The following is a 19844-nucleotide window of genomic DNA, read 5'->3' on the forward strand; positions in this document are numbered from 1 at the left end:
GCGGTCGCCGCACCTTCGGTGCGATGTGGGCATCTGCGGTGCGTTGTCCGACAGCGACGCCGCCGTGGCCCCGTCACACGATACCGAGCGCCGGCCGGTACCGGTGACCGTCGGCTGCCGGGCCGTTGCGGTTGTGGCAGACTGCAAATTCCTGGGCGAAGAATGTACCTGTTTGCTTTCCGTGCCCCAAAGGTCGGCCGAGCCGTGCGGTTGACTGGGGCCAGAACCCTACCGCTGATCGTGTCGCTACGGCCTGTGCACGTAGCCACATCCAGCCGTAGGGTTCGTACGACGTGGCCGACGTCCGCGAGGAGCAGTGAGCGAGCAATGACGACGGTGGACAGGACGGACGCGCCGACCGGCGGTCCGGTCGAGGGTACGGCCGCCGAGGCGGTCCTGCTGGAGCTGGCCGAGGCACTCAGCCGGTTCCGCCAGGGCGACTTCAACGTCCGGTTGACCCGCCGCAACGGGCTGGCCGGCGACGTCGCCGACCGGTTCAACGACGTGGTGGCCGTGCATCGCCGGTCGACCCGGGAGGTCCGCCGGATCTGCCGGGTGGTCGGCCGCGAGGGCCGGCTGGCCGAACGGCTCGACCAGGAGGCGCTGGAGGGCGGCTGGCAGGAGACCGCCGGCTCGATCAACGAGGTCATCGACGACCTGGTGCGGCCGAACCGCGAGTTCGCCCGGGTGATCGAGGCGGTCGCGGCCGGTGACCTGTCCCAGCGCTCCGAGCTGACCATCGACGACCGGCCGTTGAAGGGCGAGTTCGCCCGTATCGGGCAGAACGTCAACGCGATGGTCGACCAGCTCTCCACGTTCACCGCCGAGGTGACCCGGGTGGCCCGCGAGGTCGGTACCGAGGGGAAGCTGGGCGGTCAGGCCGACGTGCGGGGCGCGTCGGGTACCTGGCGGGACCTGACCGACTCGGTCAACCTGATGGCGTCGAACCTGACCAACCAGGTGCGGTCGATCTCCCAGGCGGCCACCGCGATCGCGCAGGGCGACCTGTCCCGCAAGATCACCGTCGGCGCCAAGGGCGAGGTCGCCGAGCTGGCGGACACGATCAACTCGCTGACCGACACGCTCCGGGTGTTCGCCGAAGAGGTGACCCGGGTGGCCCGCGAGGTCGGTACCGAGGGGAAGCTGGGCGGTCAGGCGGACGTGCGGGGCGCCTCCGGTACCTGGCGGGACCTGACCGACAACGTGAACTCGATGGCCGCGAACCTGACCGCGCAGGTCCGCAACATCGCGTCGGTGTCGACCGCGGTGGCCCGCGGCGACCTGTCGCAGAAGATCACCGTCAACGCGCAGGGCGAGATCCTGGAACTGAAGTCGACCGTGAACACGATGGTGGATCAGCTGTCGTCGTTCGCCGACGAGGTGACGCGGGTCGCCCGCGAGGTCGGTACGGAAGGGAAGCTGGGTGGTCAGGCCCGGGTGTCCGGCGTCTCCGGTACCTGGCGGCACCTGACCGACAACGTCAACTCGATGGCCGGCAACCTCACCTCGCAGGTGCGCAACATCGCCCAGGTGTCCACGGCCGTCGCGAAGGGCGACCTGTCGCAGAAGATCACCGTGGACGCGCAGGGCGAGATCCTGGAACTGAAGAACACGGTGAACACGATGGTCGACCAGCTGTCGTCGTTCGCCGACGAGGTCACGCGGGTCGCCCGCGAGGTCGGTACCGAGGGGAACCTGGGCGGCCAGGCCGACGTGCACGGCGTCTCCGGTACCTGGAAGGACCTGACCGACAACGTCAACTCGATGGCGTCGAACCTGACCTCGCAGGTGCGCAACATCGCGCAGGTGTCGACCGCGGTCGCCGACGGTGACCTGTCGCAGAAGATCACCGTCGATGCGCAGGGCGAGATCCTGCAGCTGAAGAACACGGTGAACACGATGGTCGACCAGCTGTCGTCGTTCGCCGACGAGGTGACGCGAGTGGCCCGCGAGGTCGGTACGGAAGGCAAGCTGGGTGGTCAGGCCCGGGTGTCCGGCGTCTCCGGCACCTGGCGCGACCTGACCGACAACGTGAACTCGATGGCCGGCAACCTGACGGCCCAGGTCCGCAACATCGCCCAGGTGTCCACGGCCGTCGCCAAGGGTGACCTGTCGCAGAAGATCACGGTCGATGCGCAGGGCGAGATCCTGGAACTGAAGAACACGGTGAACACGATGGTCGACCAGCTGTCGTCGTTCGCCGACGAGGTGACCCGGGTGGCCCGCGAGGTCGGTACGGAAGGGAACCTGGGCGGCCAGGCCCGGGTCGCCGGCGTCTCCGGTACCTGGCAGGACCTGACCAACAACGTCAACTCGATGGCGTCGAACCTGACCTCCCAGGTCCGCAACATCGCCTCGGTCACCACCGCGGTCGCCAAGGGCGACCTGTCGCAGAAGATCACCGTGGACGCGCAGGGCGAGATCCTGCAGCTGAAGAACACGGTGAACACGATGGTGGACCAGCTGTCGTCGTTCGCCGACGAGGTCACCCGGGTGGCCCGCGAGGTCGGTACCGAGGGGAAGCTGGGCGGTCAGGCGCACGTCAAGGGCGTCTCCGGTACCTGGCAGGACCTGACCGAGAACGTCAACCAGCTGGCGTCCACGCTGACCACCCAGCTGCGCGCGATCGCCGAGGTGTCCACCGCGGTGACCCGCGGTGACCTGACCCGGACCGTCGCGGTCGCGGCGATGGGCGAGGTCGCGGAGCTGAAGGACAACATCAACCAGATGATCGTCACGCTCCGCGACACCACCAAGAAGAACGCCGAGCAGGACTGGATGAACTCCAACCTGGCCCGGGTCTCGGCGCTGTTGCAGGGCCAGCGGGACATCGGCGAGGTCTGCCGGATGATCATGAACGAGGTGACCCCGCTGGTCAACGCGCAGGTCGGCGCGTTCTTCATGTACGACCGGGAAGAGGCCGGGGTGCCCCGGCTGCGGCTGGTCTCCTCGTACGGCTACGTCTCGCCCGGCACCGAGGTGGTGTTCGCGCCGGGGGAGGGGCTGGTCGGCCAGGCGGTGCTGTCCCGCCGCACCATCCGCATCACCGGTACGCCGGAGGGCTACCTCACCGTGCGCTCCGGCCTCGGCACGGCGCCGCCGTCCGACGTGGTGGTGCTGCCGGTGATCTTCGAGGGCGAGCCGCTCGGCGTCATCGAGTTCGCCTCCTTCGGCACGTTCTCCGGGCTGCACCTGACGTTCCTGGACCGGCTGGTCACCACCATCGCGATCGCGCTGAACACGATCCTGGCCAACCGGCGTACCGAGGAGCTGCTGACGCAGTCGCAGCGGCTGGCCCGGGAGATGCAGGACCAGTCGAACGAGCTGCAGCGCACCAACCTGGAACTGGAGGAGAAGGCGACCGCACTCGCCGAGCAGAAGCAGAACATCGAGGTCAAGAACCGCGAGATCGAGATGGCGCGGCTCGGCCTGGAGGAGAAGGCGCAGCAGCTCGCCCGCGCCTCGCAGTACAAGTCGGAGTTCCTGGCGAACATGAGCCACGAGCTGCGTACCCCGCTGAACAGCCTGCTGCTGCTGGCCCGGATGCTCGCCGACAACCCGGAGCGCAACCTGTCCGACAAGCAGATCGACTTCGCCCGGACGATCCACAGCTCCGGCTCCGAACTGCTGGTGCTGATCAACGACATCCTCGACCTGTCCAAGGTGGAGGCCGGCCGGATGGACGTACAGCCGGCCGAGGTGCCGGTCGACGAGATCACCGGGTACGTGCGGCAGGCGTTCCAGCCGCAGGTCAACGAGAAGAAGCTGGAACTGTCCGTCTCCGTCGCGGAAGGCGTGCCGGACCGGCTGATCACCGACGCGCAGCGGCTGCAGCAGATCCTGCGCAACCTGTTCTCCAACGCGGTGAAGTTCACCGAGCCGGGCGGCAAGGTGTCGCTGCGGGTCGAGCCGACGCCGGCCGACACCCGGTTCGGCGTCCCCTCGCTCGACGACGCCGAGCAGACCGTGTCGTTCGCGGTGTCCGACACCGGCATCGGCATCCCGGAGGACAAGCTGCAGCTCATCTTCGACGCGTTCCAGCAGGCCGACGGCACCACCAGCCGCAAGTACGGCGGGACCGGGCTCGGCCTGTCGATCAGCCGGGAGGCGGCGAAGCTGCTCGGCGGCATGATCACGGTGCGCAGCGAACCGGGCGAGGGCAGCACGTTCACCCTGACCATCCCGGCGGTACTGCCGGCCGAGACCGCCGCGGCGCTGTCGTCCCGGCCGTCCGAGCCGTGGAAGCCGGTGTCGGTGCAGGAGGCGGCGAAGGCGCTGGTACCGATCGTGGCACCGCCGGCGGAGCGGCCTGCCGAGAGCGAGGCCGCCGGTACCGAGACCGAGCGGGGCGCGGCGCCGGACCTGTCCGGCATCCGGGTGCTGATCGTCGACGACGACATCCGCAACGTGTACGCGCTGTCCAGCGCGCTGGAGATGCACGGCATGACGGTGCTGTACGCCGACAACGGCAGCGACGGGATCCAGAAGCTCGCCGACGAGGCGCCGGTCGACATCGTCCTGATGGACGCGATGATGCCGGAGATGGACGGGTACGAGACGACGCAGCTGATCCGGCAGAAGCCCGAGTTCGCCGACCTGCCGATCGTGTTCCTGACCGCGAAGGCGATGCCCGGCGACCGGGACAAGAGTCTGGAGGCCGGTGCCTCGGACTACATCGCCAAGCCGGTCGACCTGGACGAGCTGCTGGACCTGATGGCGTCCTGGCTGCCCAACCGGGACACCGCGGAATGACCCACCGGTCCGTTGGCGCCGCCGACGGGGAGGGCCAGAATGGTCACGGGGGAGACCGGCTCGGATCGGCCGTGCGATGGGGAAGGGAAACGCATACATGACAGCACCGCGACGCGCCCGGGTACTGATGGTCGACGACCGGCGGGAGAACCTGGTCGCGCTGGAGGCCATCCTGCAGGGGATGCCGGTCGATCCGATCGCCGTGGGCAGCGGCGAGGAGGCGCTGAAGCGCCTGCTCAGCGAGGACTTCGCGGTGATCCTGCTGGACGCGCAGATGCCCGGGATGGACGGCTTCGAGACGGCCGGGCACATCAAGCAGCGGGAGCGCACCCGACACGTACCGATCATCTTCCTGACCGCGGTCGACCGGGACGCGCACCTCGCGTTCCGCGGCTACGCGGCCGGCGCGGTCGACTACATCACCAAGCCGTTCGACCCGTGGGTGTTGCGTGCCAAGGTTTCCGTCTTCGTCGAGCTGTGGCTGAAGAACCAGCAGCTGGCCGAGCAGACCGCGACCGCGAAGGCACGCGAGGCCGAGCAGCGTTCCCTGGTGTCCATCATGGACAGAGCGGCGGACGTGCTGCGCGGTAACGACGGCTCGGCCGCGTCCGAGGCGCTCGCCATCCTCGGCGAGGCCGACGAGGTCCTCGACCGCTGACTCTTAGGGGTAGGGATCCGGGGCACGCCCGGATCCGCGCGGCCACGCCGACCCGTAGCTTGAGGACGACTTCGCAGGAGTACGGGAGGCGTCTGGTGCGGGTACGAAGCGGGTTGGCGGTGGCCGCGTTGCTGGCTGCGGGCGTCGCCCTGACCGGGTGCGACATGAACGTCGGCCTGTCCGGCGACAGTACGCACAGCGCCCGGTCGTTCGACCTGACCGGCGACGCGTTGACGGTCGTGGTCGACAACGACGTGACGCTCGTGCCGGGCAGGGCCGGCACGGTGAAGGTGCAGCGGTGGCTCACCGGCAAGGCGCGGGACCGGGCCACCTGGCGGCTGCACGGCGACGAGCTGCGGGTGACCGCACCGTGCGTCGGGGTCACCCTGAACTGCGGGGCGAACTACCAGGTGGCGGTGCCGCCGGGGGTCAAGGTGTCGCTGTCCACCGGGTACGGCGACGTCATCGCGAACGGGCTGAGCAACGACCTGAACGTGGTGGCCGCGCACGGTGACCTGTCGTTGGTGAAGCTGTCCGGGCAGATCCGGGCGTCCACCGACTACGGCAACGTGACGGCGCGCCAGCTGGGATCGGACGACGTGCTGGCCGAAAGCGACAGCGGTGACATCTCGCTCGACTTCACCGGCGCACCGGAGCGGGTGACCGCCCGCTCGTCGTACGGCAACATCCTGCTCACGGTGCCCGAGTCGGCCTACCACGTGACGACCCAGACGAAGTACGGCGACGTCAACTCGCAGTTGACCGACACCAGCGGGGCGAAACGGACCCTCGTCGCCGCCACCGACAACGGCGACGTGACCATCAGTACCGGCGGCTCACCCGGCGATTCGTCCGCAGACCCGGCGGCCGGCGACGGGCCGGGGGAATGACCGCCCACCACATCGCGGCGTCGGCCAGCGCCCACCTCGGCACACGCTAAGGTTCATCCGATGAGCGCTGGACGGGTACGGGTGCCGGTGCGCACCCCGGACGCCGAGTTCGCCGCGCGCACCTACGGGCCCTCCGCGGCGCTCGGTGCGCGACTGATCTGCGCCGGCGTCGGGCTCGGCATCGTGTTGCTGGTGCTCGGGCTGTTCGTCAAGACCGGCCCGATGACCAGCGCCGGCACCGACACCGACTGGCTCGTCTCGTCGCTGCGCAACGGGTTGTTCACCCCGATCGCGAAGGCGTTCACGCTGGTCGCGACGCCGGAACTGTGGGCGGTGCTCGGCTTCGTGATCCCGATCGTGCTGCTGCTCGCCCGCCGCCGCGGGCAGGCGCTGCGGGTGTTCGGGGTGCTGATCGGCAGCACCGGCGTCACCTACGTGGCGAAGGCGCTGATCGACGAGCACCGCCCGACGAAGAAGCTCTGGCTGGAGACGGCCAGCAGCGGCAGCTTCCCCAGCGGCCACTCCGCCGCGGCCTGGGCGATCATGGTCACCGCGGTCATCCTGGTACCGCCGGCGGCGAAGCGCGGCGTCGCGATCGGCGGCGCGATCTTCGCCGTCTGCGTGATGGGTTCCCGGGTCTACCTCGGCGTGCACTACCCGGGGGACACCGTCGGTGGCGCGCTGGCGGCCGCCACCGCGGTCGTCTTCCTCGCCGGCCTGTCCCGGATGCCTCCGCTGCGTCGCTGGCTGCCGGCGCTCGACCGGTCCGGCCGGGACGACCAGCCGCCGTACCCGGCCCGGGTCGGCACCCGCCGCTGATCACCCCAGCCGGCACGCCCCGCTCGTCACTCCAGCCGGCAGGACCCGCTCGTCACCCCGGCCGGCAGGACCCGCTCGTCACCCCGGCTCGCAGGGCCCGCTCGTCAGACCAGCCGGCAGGCAGTGCCGTCGAGGGCGAACCCGCGGCCCGGCCCGTCGTCGTCGGTGACGGCCGCGGTGAAGCCGATGCTGACACCCTGGCTGGTCAGGTCGTCGTTCCAGCCGGCGGACCGCACCGTGACGGTCGTACCGTCCTGGTCGAACCGGCCGTTCCACCCGCCGGTGACCCGCTGGCCGGACGGCAGCCGGAACGTCAGCGTCCAGCCGTGCCGGCTCCGGTCGCTGCGCACCAGCACGGACGCGGTGTACCCGTCCTCCTGCCGGCTCCGGTAGGACCAGTCCACCGTGCAGTCGCCGGCGACAGCGGCCTCGGCGGACGCCGACCGGTGCGCCGAGCCGGACGGGCGCGGCGACGCGGTGCTGGCAGTGGCGCTGGGGCGCGTCGACCGCGACGGGCTGGCGCTGACCGAACCGGTACCGCTGTGCGCGCTCGGCGCGGTGGCCGCGCCGGTGCTGGCGGCGGTGACGGGCCGGGCGACGTCCGGTGCCGCCCGGCCGGTGTGCTGGTCCCGCGGCCAGACCGCCACCGACGCACCCACCGCGACGGCCAGCACCAGCACCACCGCAGCCACCAGCGCCACCCGCCGGCCCAGCGGGCCGATCCGGCGGTGCTCCCGGAACGGCCCGGGCTCGGCGTCCCCCGCCGGTACCGCCGACGCCACGACGGTGCTCCCGTCGGGCGAAGCGACGGCGACGGTGCTCCCGTCGGCCGAAGCGACGGCGACGGCGCTCCCGTCGGGCGAAGCGACGGTCTCGGCGGGTGGTTCGGCGGATTGCCGGTCGGCGGCGGCCAGCGCGGTGAACTCGGCCGCGAGCTCCGCCGCCGTCGGCCGGTCCTTGGCCCGTTTCGCCAGGCAGCGTCGGCGCAGCCGGTCCACCTCGGTCGGCAGCCCGTCGATCGGCGGCAACGCCGCCGGCGGCCCGTACCAGTGCGCCTCGGTGGCGTCGGTGGTGGTGTCGCCGCCGAACGGGGTCTCCCCGGTCAGCAGCACGTGCAGCAACACACCCAGCGAGTACACGTCGGACGCCGGTTCGACCGGCAGCCCCGCCAGCCGCTCCGGTGACAGGTACGCGGGCGTGCCCAGGATGCTGTTCTCCCCGGGCGGGGCGTCCCGGTCGCCGATCGCCGCCGAGATGCCGAAGTCGACCACCTTCGCGCCGGTCTCGCCGAGCAGCACGTTCGCGGCGGTGACGTCACGGTGCACGATGCCCTGCGCGTGCGCGGCCGCCAGCGCGTCGGCCACCTGCGCGGCCACCGTCACCGCCGCCGGCCAGGGCAGCGGGCCGTCGTCCAGCCGGTCGGCGAGCGACCGGCCCGGCACGTACTCCATCACCACGAACGGCAGCACCGTGCCGTCCGGGCCGGTCGACTCGGCGCAGTCGAACACGTTGACGATGTGCGGGTGGGTCAGCCGGGCGACGGCTCGCGCCTCGTCCCGGATCCGGGCGGTGTCCGGCGCGGTGCCGGTCAGCAGCTTGATCGCGACCTGCCGCTCCAGCACCCGGTCGTACGCCTGCCACACCACGGACATGCCGCCGGCGCCGAGCCTCCGGCGCAACCGGTACCGACCGTTCAGTACCGTGTCCGCCCGCACGCTGTACACCTGCCAGAGTCTGCCGGAAGCGGGCCCGCTGCCCGGTTCCCCCGACCCCCGAACCGGGAGTGTGTCGGATCACACCCAGGTGCGTGTCCAGGCGTGTCTCCGGGCACCGGGCGGCGTGCGGGAGCCGGAAACGCGCCCCGGCTCACTCGCCGGTCGGGCTGGCGACGACGACCGACAGGTCGTCGTCCGGGGCCGAACCGAGCGTCGCCGTGACGTGCTCGACCAGCGCCACCGGGTCGCCCAGGTCGACGTGCTGGCCGGCGTGCAGCAGCGCCTCCAGGCCACTCGCCAGCGTGCGGTCCCGCCGTACCACCAGGCCGTCGGTGTAGAGCAGCAGCCGCTCGCCGGGCGGCAGGTCGACCGCGGCCTGCTGGTACGCGATGTCCGGCGCGGCGCCGACGGGCAGGCCGAGCGGGCCGGTCAGCACGCTCGCGGTCCCGTCCGGCGCGTACCGCAGCGGCGCCGCCTGGCCGGCAGCGGCCCACTGCATCCGGTGCTCGGCCGGCTGGTACCGGGCCACCACCAGGGTGGCCAGCTGCCCGGCGCCGAGCTCGCCGACCAGCCGGTTCAGCGCGGACAGCAGCTCGCCCGGGTCCATCCCGAGCACCGCATAGGCGCGTACCGCGTTGCGCAGCCGGGCCGCCGCCACAGTCGCCGCCAGCCCGCTACCGGCGACGTCGCCCACCACCAGGTAGGTCGAGGCGCCCGCCGGGCCCGACCGCAGCGCGAACACGTCGTACCAGTCGCCGGCGACCCGGCCGGTCGCCTCGGACGACCGGCACAGCCCGGACACCGCGATCCCGGGCGTCTCGGTCAGCTCCGGGTCGGTCGGCAGCAGCGCGTCCCGCATCGACTCGGCCGCCTGCGACTCGGCCCGCAGCCGCTGCTTCTGCGCGGCCAGCGCCTCCTGCGCGCGGCGCAGCTGCGACTCGACCGCCCGCTCCTCGGTGACGTCCTGCGCGGTACCGCGGATCGCCCACACCGCACCGTCGGAGTCGAACTCCGGCTCGCCGCTGAGCCGCAACCGCCGCGCGGGCGCGTCGGCCAACCGGTGCTCGACGGTGAACGCCCGGCCGGCGAGCAGCGCGCCGCGGATCGCCTCCTGCACCGCGTACCAGTCGTCGGCGTGCACGTACTCGCCGCTGTCCGACAGCGGCAGCGCACCCTGCTCCTCGGTCCGCCCGAGCAGCCGGTACATCTCCGGTGACCAGCGGGCCGCGCCGGTGCGCAGGTCCCACCGGAACGAGCCGAGCCGGCCGATCCGCTCCGCCTGCAGCAGCTGGCCGTGCAGTTCCTCCGCGGTCGACCGGCGCTGCCACAGCCAGAGCACGCCGTCCCCGAGCCGGGTCGCGTCGACCCGCGCCACCAGCGACTCCTCGGTGCCGTCCGCCGCCGCGTCGATCGTCACGTCACCCAGCCGGGCCGGTTCGCCGTCCGCCAGCACCCGGGCGAACTCGCCGAGCAGCAGCCGGCTGCCGGTGTCCGGCAGCACCGCGAGCAGGGTGCGGTCGGTCGCGTCCGGCCCGGCCAGCGCGGTCAGCAGCGCCGCTGCCGCGGCGTTCGTGTACTCGAACCGGAAGTCGACGACCCGCCCCTCGTCGTCGCGCACCGGCCCGAGCAGCACCCCCGGCGTGGGCACCGCGTCCAGCACGGCCCGGGTCGGATCGGCCTCGGTGGCCGGCAGCTCCGCGGTCGTCAGCCGGCCCACCCGGCCGCCGATCGGCGTCGCCAGCGCCACCAGGTACCGGTGCGCCTGCGCGCTCAGCTCCGTCGGCTCCCGCCAGCCGACCGCCAGCACCCCGACCACCTCGGTACCGGCGGACAGCGGTACGGCCAGCACCGAGCGCAACGCCGCGTCGCCGGTGTCGGCGACCCAGACGGTGTCGGACCGCTCGAACGCGGTACCGGCGGTGGCGGCGAGCGGCGCGGCATCGTCGTCGCCGTACCCACCGACCGGTTGCAGCTGGTCGGCCGGATCGCGCAGCAGGATCGACACAGCGGCCGGCGCCGGCCAGCCCACGGTGGCCTCGGCGACCGTCTCGGCGAGCTGCGGGTACTCCCGGGCGGTGGTGATGCGCGCGGACAGCAGCTGGTGCTGCGCCTGCAGCGCCTCGACCTCGGGTTGCCGGGCCCGCGGCTGTTCGGGTACCGGCCGGTCGGCGGCGCGGCGCCGGGCGTGCGCGAGGTACTGGTCGAGCTCGTCGTCCAGGAACGCGGCCGGCCGTTCCGTCTCCGGGGCCGGCGCGGTCGCGCCGACCAGCGCCGCGGCCACCTCGGCAAGTTTGATGTTGGTGCGCTGGGACAGCCGGACCAGATGGTCGAACGCCTCGTCCGGGCCGACCCCGAGCCGCTCCACCAGCATGCCCTTGGCCTGCTCGATGACCGCCCGGTTGCGCATCGCCCGGCGCATGCCGGCCAGCTCGTCCCGCAGCCGGGTCACGACCCCGGCGAGCGCCTCCTGCGGCTGCGCCGGGTCGGTGCCGGCGTCAGAACCGGCCGACGGGTCCTCGCCGCCGCGCCCCGCCTGTTTCTTCACGGTAGGCCGGCCTCCTGGGTACGACGGGTCGCGGTGGAGCGTACCGCCCGGCCCGCGCGGACGGTGGTCCGCACCGCGCCGCGGGTGGGAACGCCGGTTCGGTCCCGAGTCGCTATGGTGGGCCGGAATCCGTCAAAACGGGAGGACGCTGTGCGCAGAACATCGGCACTCCGGGCGGGTGCCGTCGGCGCCCTGGTCGGCGGGCTGCTCGCCGCCGTCGCCCTGCCCGGTGCGGCGTCGGCCGCCCCCGACCTGAGGGCCGCCAACTGGTACCCGGACGCGATGCATCTCGCGCCGGCGCAGCAGATCAGTACCGGTCAGGGCGTCACGGTCGCGGTGCTGGACAGCGGCGTGAACCCGATCCCGGAGCTGTCCGGCCGGGTGCTCCCGGGCTTCGACCCGGGCGGCGGCGACGGCCGCCGGGACCGCGACGGCCACGGTACGAGCATGGCCGCGCTGATCGCCGGCTCCGGCGACATGCCCGGTGTCGCGCCGGACGCCAGGATCCTCCCGGTGTACGCGATCAAGGGTGAGGAGGCCGGGCTGCTGCCGACGGCGTCCATCACCCGGCTCGTGCACTACGCGATCGACCACGGTGCCCGGGTGGTGAACATGTCGTTCACCGGCAACGACTCGGCCGACCCGGCGGACGCGCCGTGGAAGAAGGAACTGGTCGCCTACGCGACCAAGCACCGGGCGGTGCTCGTCTCCGGTACCGGCAACGACCCGAAGGCTCCGATCGGCCGGCCGGCCGACGTGCCGGGGGTCGTCGCGGTCTCCGGCCTGGCGCAGAGCGGCTCGGCCTGGACCGGCTCCACCACCGGCAGCGGCACCGTGCTCGCCGCACCGGCCGAGAGGATCACCGTCCCGACCGGGGTGCCCGGCAAGGAGTACGAGACGTCCACCGGCACCAGTGGCGCCACCGCCCTGGTCTCCGGCGTGCTCGCGCTGATCATGTCCAAGTACCCGGACATCTCCTCGGCCGACGCGGTCAACCGGCTCATCGCCACCGCGCACGACCTCGGCGCCAAGGGCCGCGACCCGGTGTACGGGTTCGGTGCGGTCGACGCGGCCGCCGCGCTGGCCCCGCAGGTACCGAAGGCGGACGGCAACCCGCTCGCCGCCGGCGGGGCGGCCGCGACCAGCTCCGCCAGCGGGACGAACGGCTCGGACAACGGCCTGTCCACCGCCGTGCTGATCGCGGTGATCGTGGTCGCCGCACTGCTGATCCTGGTGCTGATCGTGGTGATCGTGACGCTGCGGTCGCGCCGCCGCGGCGGCGGTGGCAACGGTGGCGGGGGCGGTGGTGGCGGCGGCGGACCGGGCGGCCCGCCCGGCGGACCCGGCGGTGGCCCGGTCGGGTACGCCCAGCCGCAGCAGGCGCCGCCGCAGTGCCAGCATCCGCAGGGCGAGCCGGTACCGGCGGGGCAGTATGGCCCGCCGCCCGGTCGCTGACGACAGGAACCGGGGCCCGGGAGCGATGCTCCCGGGCCCCGCTGTCGTTCCGACCCGTGCCACTCGTCGATGCGGTCCCGACCCCGTGCCGTTCGACCCGGTCTCGTCCCGTTCGGCCGCTCGGCCCGGCCGGGTCTCGTGCGGTTCGGCTGGTCAGCCCGGCCGGATCCGGTGCGGTTCGGCTGGTCGGCCTGGCCGGATCCGGTGTGGTTCGGCTGGTCAGCGCCGGTCGTCGGTGTGCGGCCGACCGCCGAGCAGGCCGGTGGCGGCCTCCTCGTCGCCGCCCCAGACCTCCTCGTCCTCGGTCAGCCAGGTGCTGTATTCCTCGCCGTCGCCCTCGCCGGCACCGCGCGAGCCCGCCCCGCCGCGTGGCGCCATCGCGCCCCGGCCGGCCACGCCGCCGCCGGTGCCAGCACCCGCGTTGGCGAACATTCCACCGGCGACCCCGCCGCCGGAGGCGCCGCCGGCCGGCGACGAGGCGAGGCCGCCGGCGCCGCCGCCCAGCCCGCCACCGAACCCGGCGCCGGTCGGCCCGCCCGCACCGCTCAGCACCGACCCGCCGGAGCCGGGGCCGCTCACGTCACCGACGTCGGTGGACGGGTCGTGCGTCGTCGACGGTGGCCCGTCGTGCGAGTTGCTGTCCAGCGTCTGGTACTTGTCGTCGAACTTGCCGTCCTCGTTGTGCTGCGTGTCGTCGTGGGTGCCGGGCGGGGCGGTGGTGCCGCTGCCGGGATCCACCGAACCCGGGTCCCGACGGTGGTCGTGCGGGTCGTGGCCGGGCGTGTCCTTGTCCGGATCCGACACGTGCCAGATGCCCGCGGCCGACTGGTAGTTGCCGGACAGCTGGGCGATCAGCTGCACCATCCGGTTCTTGGCTGCTTTCTTCTGTTCCTCGTCCTTGTTGTGGCCCATGATGCCGCCGATGACGCCGCCGGCGACGGTGCCGACCGGCCCGGCCAGCGAACCGATCGCGGCACCCTTCGCGGCGCCGCCCATCGCCTGCCCGTTGTCGTCGGTGTTCTCCGGGTCCTCGTTGTGCTTCTTTGCCTCGCGGAGCTCGCCGTTCGCGTCCTGCAGGGTGTCGTGGAACTCGCCGATGTCGGTGGCGAGGTCACCCGCGAACTTCGAGATCAGCCCCATCCGCCGGTGGAACTCGTCGCCGGAGCTGCTGGACCACTCCTTGGCGAGGTTCTTCAGCTCGCCGTCGAGGTTGGTGTTCATGTCGTGCACGCCGCTGACGATCTTCTTCCATTCGGCGAGCAGCCCGTCCACCTGCTCCGGGTCGCCGGCCTTGAGCCCCTCGTACAGCGTCTCGTGGCTGAACTTCTCGTACTTGGCGACGAGGTCCTCGCACGTCTTCGGGGGGTAGGCGCCCATCAGGCCTTCTCCTTCAATGCGGTGCCGACCGGAGCCAGCGTGCGCTCGATGTCCTTCGAGTTGGCGTCGTTGCGCGCCTCCGCCGTCTTGTACGTCGCGAGGATCGTCTTGGTGGCCTGCTGTGCCGCCTCGATCGCGCTCTTCAGCCGCTGCACCCGGTCGTGGTAGTCGTTCGCCGTCGTCGAGTAGTAGTTGCTCATCTCGTTGCCGTCGGAGAACGTGCCCAGCTTCGGGCTGACGTGCCAGAGCTTGTTCTCGATCGTCTTGAGCATCGAGACAGCCGCACTGTGGTGGTTGTTCAACGCCGTCTGGAAGTCCTCCAGCGAGTGGACGTCGACGACGGTCTTGCCGTACTCGGTGGTCATCGAGAAGCCCCGTTTCACCCGGTCACTACGAGTCGGCGGCATGCCGAGTCTGGACCCAGCTGCCGTGTAGCTAGCGTAAAGGATGGGTACCAGCCGAACAGAGCCCAATGTGTCGATCTGCGTCGACCGTGCCGAACCGGTGATCTTCGTCCGAAGCTCGCGCGCGGCGACCGGCCTGGATCCGGACGCCGGTTCGCCCGGTCGCCGGCCGCGATTCACGGTCGCGACCAGCGGTCAGTCCGTCTGCTTCTGCGGGCTCGCGGTCGGCGACGGCGCGTTGACGATGTTGAACTGGGTGGCCTGGTCGGGATCGAGCGCCGGGCCGGTCGGCACCAGGTCGAGCAGCGACACCGGCACCGGCACCGGCTTCCTGCCACCGAACCCGAGCAACTCGCTGGCGTTCTTCTTCCCGGACGTCACCAGCGCGTACTTGAAGCCCTCGTCGGTCACCAGGTAGACGGTGGTACCGGCGGTGACGCCGGGCTGCGGCTCCTCCCGGACCAGCGCGCCGTGCCCGCCGGGCAGCACGATGCGGTCCGCGACGGGGCCGGTGTCGGCCGGACCGCTGGTGGTGTTGCCGGCGTTCGGATCGGGCCGCAGCGCCTTCGGCGCCTGCTCGTACAACCGGAGCGTGACCGGCTCGGTGTCGCTGCCCTTCTTCGCGCCCCGGTAACCGGCGCACACGGCGGGCTGGCTGCCGGACAGCGACTCGATCTCCGGCACCTTCGTCGGGAAGTCCTTCGGCTCCAGGGTGGTGCGTGCGTTCAGGTCGCCGGCCACCGCGTTCGCCGGCACCTGGGTCGGCTGGGCGCCGGCGAGCAGCAGCTTCGCGGTCACCTCGTGGATCGACACCAGCCCGTCGCGCATCAGCACGTAGTAGACGTCGCCGCTGCGGAACACGTCGCCGACCTTGTGCTCCGTCCCGTCGACGGTCTTGCCCGCCTCGCCCTTGCCGGGGATCTTCGGCACCGCCAGGTCGCGGCCCTGCGGTACCGCGCTGATCATCGCGGTACCGACCACCGAACGGTCGGCGCCGGTCAGTCCGAGCGAGGTGAGCGCCGTGTCGTCCGGGATCTGGTACCGCTCGTCGTGCCAGAGCAGGTACATGGTGCCGTCGGTGCTGCCCTCGGTGACCAGCAGTCCCTTGTCTCCCATGCCCTTGCCGCCGGGCAGCGCCCGGCCCACCATCAGCTCGGTGGCGAGGCTGGTGGTGGAACTGGCGAACCTCGGTGAGCTGCAGACGATCCACGGCAGGCCGACCAGCGCGTCCGCGGACGGCACCGAGTCGGGCGCGCCGACGATGCCGATCGCGGCGCCGCGCGGCACGTCGCGCAGCGAGTTCGCCGAGACCTGCTGCGGCGCGGCGGCACCGACGATCAGCCGCGCGGAGGCGTAGTTGAGCACCGGGTGCAGCGTGCCGCTCTGGTAGATGTAGCGCGCCCCCGACTCGCGCTCGATCACCAGCGTGTTGTCCTTCTTCCAGGCGCTCTTGCCGCCGGGCCGCAGGATCCCGTACACCCCGACGCCGGCGAAGACGATGGTCGCGATCATGACGCTGGCGAAGGCGGCGAGGCCCAGCCGGCGCATCGGCAGCACGGTGCTCTCCGGCTCGCCGGAGAGCATGGCCGAGACGATTCTCCTGGTGACGAAGCGATACCCCTGCAACTGCTCGCGTCGCGTGGGCATGGGACCTCCCCGTCCGGTGCGTCTTGCCACGACCGGACGCCGATCGTACGGGATGGGTGCACGCGCGACGCTTGACGGTTTTGTGGCGTCCCTACGATAGGTTCCCGTCAGTACCGTGTGCGTGCACGCTGAGGCTGATCGTGATGGTGTGCGGACAAGCGACCGGTCTGCGCCGGCGTGCCGGAAGCGCACCGGCGCGGCGAGAACGGGTGAGCGGACCGGGAAAGGGATGTCCAGCCATGGTGATGACCGAGGCACCACCGCGCGCCCGGGGCGCCGTCCGGCTGGAGAACGCGAACCTCGGCGAGGTGACGTTCGCGCCGCGCGGCGGTCGGCGCCGGTTCGGCGGCGTCCGCGTCGGGCAGTTCGTCCTGCTCGAGGTGGCGCTGGCCGGGCTGATCGTCGCCGCCAACCTGCATCCGGTCTACTGGCTCGGCGGTGCCGGGGTGCTCGCGCTGCTGCTGCTGTTCGTGGCGCTCGGCCGGGTCGGCGGGCACTGGTGGACCGAGTGGCTGCTGCTGCGCAGGCGTTACCGGCGACGCAAGGACGGCCGCGGCGCGAGCACGGACGACGCCCGGCTCGCCGCGCTGCGCCGGCTGGTGCCGGAGCTGTCCATCCGCACGATCGAGGACCGCGGCAACCGGATCGGCATCGGCCAGGACGAGTCCGGGTGGTTCGCAGTGGTCGCGGTCGCCCCGCGCACCGGGCTGCGCGGCGACCCGACCGAGTCGCTGCCGCTGGACGCCATGGCGCGGGTGCTCGACGAGGGCGGCCTGCGGGTCTCCGTGCTGCAGATCGTCGTGCACACCATCCCCGGCCCGGCGGCGATGCTCGACGACACCGCGCCGGCGGCCCGGTCGTACCGGCAGCTCGCCTCCGACGACATGGGCGTGGAGCCGATCGACCAGCGATGCTGGGTCGCGGTCCGGCTCGACCCGGCCACCGCGTCGCAGGCTGCCGCCACCCGCGGCGGCGGTGTCGACGGCGTGCACCGGGCGCTGTCCACCGCGGTCGGCCGGCTCGGCAAGGCGATCGGCGGCGCCGGCCTGGAGTACGAGCTGCTCGATGCCGAGGGCGTCCGGGACGCGCTGGCCCAGTCCTGCGGCGTCACCGGGTACGTCGACCCCGGTTCGGTCGGCCAGATCGGCGAGGAGTGGTCCAGCTGGCGGGCCGGCGGGCTGGCGCACGCGTGCTTCTGGGTGCGTGACTGGCCGCGGCTGCGCGACGTCAGCGGCGTCATCGGCCGCCTCGCCCGCACCCCGGCGGTGCTGACCAGCGTCGCGGTGACCATGTCGCCTAGCGAGGACGGCATCGACTTCCGCACCCTGGTCCGGGTCGGCGCGCAGCCCGAACAGCTGACCGGCAACTGCCGGGCGCTGCAGCAGCTGGCGAACGTGTCCCGGGCCAAACTGTTCCGGCTCAACGGCGAGCAGGCGCCGTCGGTGTACGCGACCGCGCCGAGTGGAGGTGGCGCCCAGTGAGCGTCTACGGGTCCCCGCGCCGGCCGGACGAGCCGGAACCGCCCCGCGGCCGGCACTCCCGCGACGACGACGAGAGCGAGCCGGACCCGCAGCCGACCACGTACGGGGGCGGCCGGCCCGACGAGCCCACGACCGGCCGGCCCAGGCCGCCGACACAGCCCACCACGTACGGCCGGGCCACGCCGCCCCGGCCGGCCGACCAGCCCGGGATGCCGCCGTCCGGTGCCCCCGGCGAGGTCATCGGCCGGGCCCGACCGGGCAGCACGTACGGGTCGGCCCGGCCGCCGCAGCCACCAGCCGCACCGAACACCGGCGCGGCACCCGGATCCGGGCCCGGTGTGCCGTCGCAGCCCGGTGCCGGCCCGGCGGGGCAACCGGCCGGGCCCACCCCGCCGGCCGCCGGTGCACCGCGGAGCCGAGCGGCCGGTACCGCGCATCCGACGTCGCCGCCCGCCTTCCCGGCGCCGGCCCCACCCGGCGCCGCGGACCGACCGGTACCGCCGACCCCTGGCCGGCCGGCCAACACGGTCGCCCGCGGAAACCCCGTCCCGCAGGGGAACGCGGCGCCACCGGCGAACACCGTTGGCCAGGGGAATGCGGTGCCGCCGGCAAGCACCGTCGCGGAAGGGAACGCGGCGCCCCGGGCGAGCGTCGTTCCGCCGGGTGGTGCCGGACTGCAGGGGCCGGCGGCGCCACCCGCCAGCACCGCCCCGCAGCGGAACACGGCGCCTCGGGGAAAACTGGCGCCTCGGGGAAACCCCGCACTTCCGGGAAACGCCGTGCCTCGGGGAAACCCTGCACCGCCGGGAAACCGTGTGCCGCCGGGAAATGCGGCGGTCCAGAGGGCTGCGGGATCGCCGGGAAGCGCGGTGTCTCAGGGGAGCGCGGGGACGCCGGGAAGTGCGGTGCCTCAGGGGAGTGCGGGGTCGCCGGGAAACCCGGTGAGCGCCGCGCCGGTTTCCGCGGCTCCGGTGTCGGGTCCGTCGTGGCCAGCATCCCCGGGGCTAGCGCGTCCGGTGTCCGGGCCGCCGGTGTCGGCGGTGCCGGTCTCGGGCTCGCCGGTCAGTGGAGTCCCCGTCTCCGGGCCGCCGGTCAGCGGCGCGCCGGCCTCCGGGCAGCCGGTCAGTGGGGTGCCGGTGTCCGGCGGCGCGCTGGTACCGCTGGGCGACGACCGGGTGCGCCCGGCGCCGAACGGCCCGGCGGGGCCGCTGAACGCCGGCGGCGTGCCCAAGCTGAACCCGGTCTCGGGGGTGCCGATGTCCGGCGCACCGGTGTCGGGTGCCTCGATGCCCGGGCTGGTTCGTCCCGGTCAGCAGCAGCCTCCGCTCGGCGCCGGCACCGTGTACGGCGGGGTCGAGCCGGCGCAGCCGCAACGCCAGGTGGCCCGGCCGCGCCGGCTCCGCCCGTTCCAGCGGTTGCGGGCCGGGATGCACGGGGTGTCTCGCGGTGCGCTGCAACAGATCGAGGTGCCGGGTACCAGCAGCGGTCTGCTGCTCGGCCGGGACGGCAACAAGGCGCCGGTGCTGGTGCGCATGTTCCGGGACGAGCCGACCCGGCTGTCGCTGATCGGCGGACTGTGGGCGGCCCGGGTGACGGTGTTCCGGGCGCTCGCGATGGGTGCCCGGGTTGTCGTGTTCACCAACCAGCCGAGCGAGTGGCAGGGCTTCGGCCGCTGGGCGACCGGCCGGGACGACCGGGTCGCGGTGATGTCCGGCGAGCGCCCGGTCACCGTCGGCGCGACGGCCACCTCACCCGCCCTGATGCTGTACGACGTGGGCCTGCACGGCGCCCAGCAGCCACCGGCGCTCGGCCCCTGGCAGACCCAGCTGACGGTGCTGCGGCAGCTCACCGCGTACGGCTTCCCGTCGGTGCAGGCGTCGAACATGATCTTCCTGCAGCGGCTGGCGTCCGGCGAGGCGTACGCGGCGGCGTCGGTGCTGCAACTGACCTCGGAGACGGTGAACCTGCTCCAGGTGATGCGGGACGACATGATGGCGGTGCTGGGCGGCCAAGCCGACCGGTACCTGTGGCTCAACCCGACCGATGTCGAGAGCGGGCAGTTCGGCGCGGCTCGCCGCTGACGCTGCGCGTCGCACCGGGG

13 protein-coding genes are annotated in these 19844 nt (G+C 72.8%); 7 read left to right on the plus strand and 6 right to left on the minus strand.

The features are described from left to right. Nucleotides 1-327 precede the first annotated feature (327 nt). The 4 genes from NUM_RS34505 to NUM_RS34520 all read left to right on the plus strand — a co-directional run bounded on the left by NUM_RS34505 (nt 328) and on the right by NUM_RS34520 (nt 7119). Complete coding sequence (locus NUM_RS34505) at nt 328-4752, plus strand: HAMP domain-containing protein (RefSeq protein WP_207129141.1); 4425 nt, start codon at nt 328-330, stop codon at nt 4750-4752. A gap of 97 nt (nt 4753-4849) precedes the next feature. Further along, entirely contained in the window at nt 4850-5410 is a 561-nt protein-coding gene (locus NUM_RS34510) for a response regulator (protein WP_030449000.1), read from the plus strand. A 95-nt stretch (nt 5411-5505) separates the two neighbouring features. After that, nucleotides 5506-6300: a DUF4097 family beta strand repeat-containing protein gene (locus tag NUM_RS34515; protein ID WP_207129142.1), complete on the plus strand. Its 795-nt coding sequence runs from the start codon at nt 5506-5508 to the stop codon at nt 6298-6300. 60 nt (nt 6301-6360) lie between these two features. Beyond that, nucleotides 6361-7119 carry a phosphatase PAP2 family protein gene (locus NUM_RS34520; RefSeq protein ID WP_207129143.1) on the plus strand — a complete coding sequence of 253 codons (759 nt, stop codon included), beginning with the start codon at nt 6361-6363 and terminating at the stop codon, nt 7117-7119. Nucleotides 7120-7223: 104 nt separating this feature from the next. Here the strand turns inward: NUM_RS34520 and NUM_RS34525 are convergent, their stop codons facing one another. Both NUM_RS34525 and NUM_RS34530 read right to left on the minus strand, forming a co-directional pair. Further along, entirely contained in the window at nt 7224-8843 is a 1620-nt protein-coding gene (locus tag NUM_RS34525) for a serine/threonine-protein kinase (RefSeq protein WP_207129144.1), read from the minus strand. A 142-nt stretch (nt 8844-8985) separates the two neighbouring features. Then, complete coding sequence (locus NUM_RS34530; RefSeq protein ID WP_207129145.1) at nt 8986-11379, minus strand: SpoIIE family protein phosphatase; 2394 nt, start codon at nt 11377-11379, stop codon at nt 8986-8988. A 150-nt stretch (nt 11380-11529) separates the two neighbouring features. Between NUM_RS34530 and NUM_RS34535 the strand changes: the two genes are divergently transcribed. Continuing rightward, complete coding sequence (locus NUM_RS34535; protein WP_207129146.1) at nt 11530-12834, plus strand: S8 family serine peptidase; 1305 nt, start codon at nt 11530-11532, stop codon at nt 12832-12834. 219 nt (nt 12835-13053) lie between these two features. Here the strand turns inward: NUM_RS34535 and NUM_RS34540 are convergent, their stop codons facing one another. The 3 genes from NUM_RS34540 to eccB form a co-directional block, all read right to left on the minus strand. Beyond that, the gene (locus tag NUM_RS34540; protein WP_207129147.1) at nt 13054-14211 is read right to left on the minus strand and encodes a WXG100 family type VII secretion target; all 1158 of its coding nucleotides are present in this window, start codon (nt 14209-14211) and stop codon (nt 13054-13056) included. Further along, nucleotides 14211-14576, minus strand: coding sequence for a hypothetical protein (locus NUM_RS34545; protein WP_207129148.1), 366 nt, complete (start codon nt 14574-14576; stop codon nt 14211-14213). Before NUM_RS34545 ends, NUM_RS34540 begins: the two co-directional genes overlap by 1 nt. Nucleotides 14577-14810: 234 nt before the next feature. Further along, the gene (eccB, locus tag NUM_RS34550; RefSeq protein ID WP_207129149.1) at nt 14811-16262 is read right to left on the minus strand and encodes a type VII secretion protein EccB; all 1452 of its coding nucleotides are present in this window, start codon (nt 16260-16262) and stop codon (nt 14811-14813) included. Nucleotides 16263-16501: 239 nt separating this feature from the next. On the opposite strand from eccB, the gene eccE reads away from it, so the two are divergent. After that, nucleotides 16502-17743: a type VII secretion protein EccE gene (gene eccE, locus NUM_RS34555; RefSeq protein ID WP_207129150.1), complete on the plus strand. Its 1242-nt coding sequence runs from the start codon at nt 16502-16504 to the stop codon at nt 17741-17743. A 4-nt stretch (nt 17744-17747) separates the two neighbouring features. Here eccE and NUM_RS34560 read toward each other — a convergent pair whose 3' ends face one another. Next, complete coding sequence (locus NUM_RS34560; protein WP_207129151.1) at nt 17748-18053, minus strand: hypothetical protein; 306 nt, start codon at nt 18051-18053, stop codon at nt 17748-17750. Nucleotides 18054-18783: 730 nt separating this feature from the next. On the opposite strand from NUM_RS34560, the gene NUM_RS34565 reads away from it, so the two are divergent. Next, the gene (locus NUM_RS34565; RefSeq protein WP_207129152.1) at nt 18784-19824 is read left to right on the plus strand and encodes a hypothetical protein; all 1041 of its coding nucleotides are present in this window, start codon (nt 18784-18786) and stop codon (nt 19822-19824) included. Nucleotides 19825-19844 lie beyond the last annotated feature (20 nt).

Origin of the sequence: Actinocatenispora comari, from assembly GCF_017312725.1 — a bacterium.
GTDB classification, from domain to species: domain Bacteria; phylum Actinomycetota; class Actinomycetes; order Mycobacteriales; family Micromonosporaceae; genus Actinocatenispora; species Actinocatenispora comari.

Excerpts from the sequence above, each read along its gene's own strand:
- NUM_RS34505 (WP_207129141.1), top strand. The coding sequence starts at position 328 with ATGACGACGGTGGACAGGACGGACGCGCCGACCGGCGGTCCGGTCGAG.
- NUM_RS34510 (WP_030449000.1), top strand. The coding sequence starts at position 4,850 with ATGACAGCACCGCGACGCGCCCGGGTACTGATGGTCGACGACCGGCGG.
- NUM_RS34520 (WP_207129143.1), top strand. The coding sequence starts at position 6,361 with ATGAGCGCTGGACGGGTACGGGTGCCGGTGCGCACCCCGGACGCCGAG.
- NUM_RS34540 (WP_207129147.1), bottom strand. The coding sequence starts at position 14,211 with ATGGGCGCCTACCCCCCGAAGACGTGCGAGGACCTCGTCGCCAAGTAC.
- NUM_RS34545 (WP_207129148.1), bottom strand. The coding sequence starts at position 14,576 with ATGACCACCGAGTACGGCAAGACCGTCGTCGACGTCCACTCGCTGGAG.
- eccB (WP_207129149.1), bottom strand. The coding sequence starts at position 16,262 with ATGCCCACGCGACGCGAGCAGTTGCAGGGGTATCGCTTCGTCACCAGG.
- eccE (WP_207129150.1), top strand. The coding sequence starts at position 16,502 with ATGGTGATGACCGAGGCACCACCGCGCGCCCGGGGCGCCGTCCGGCTG.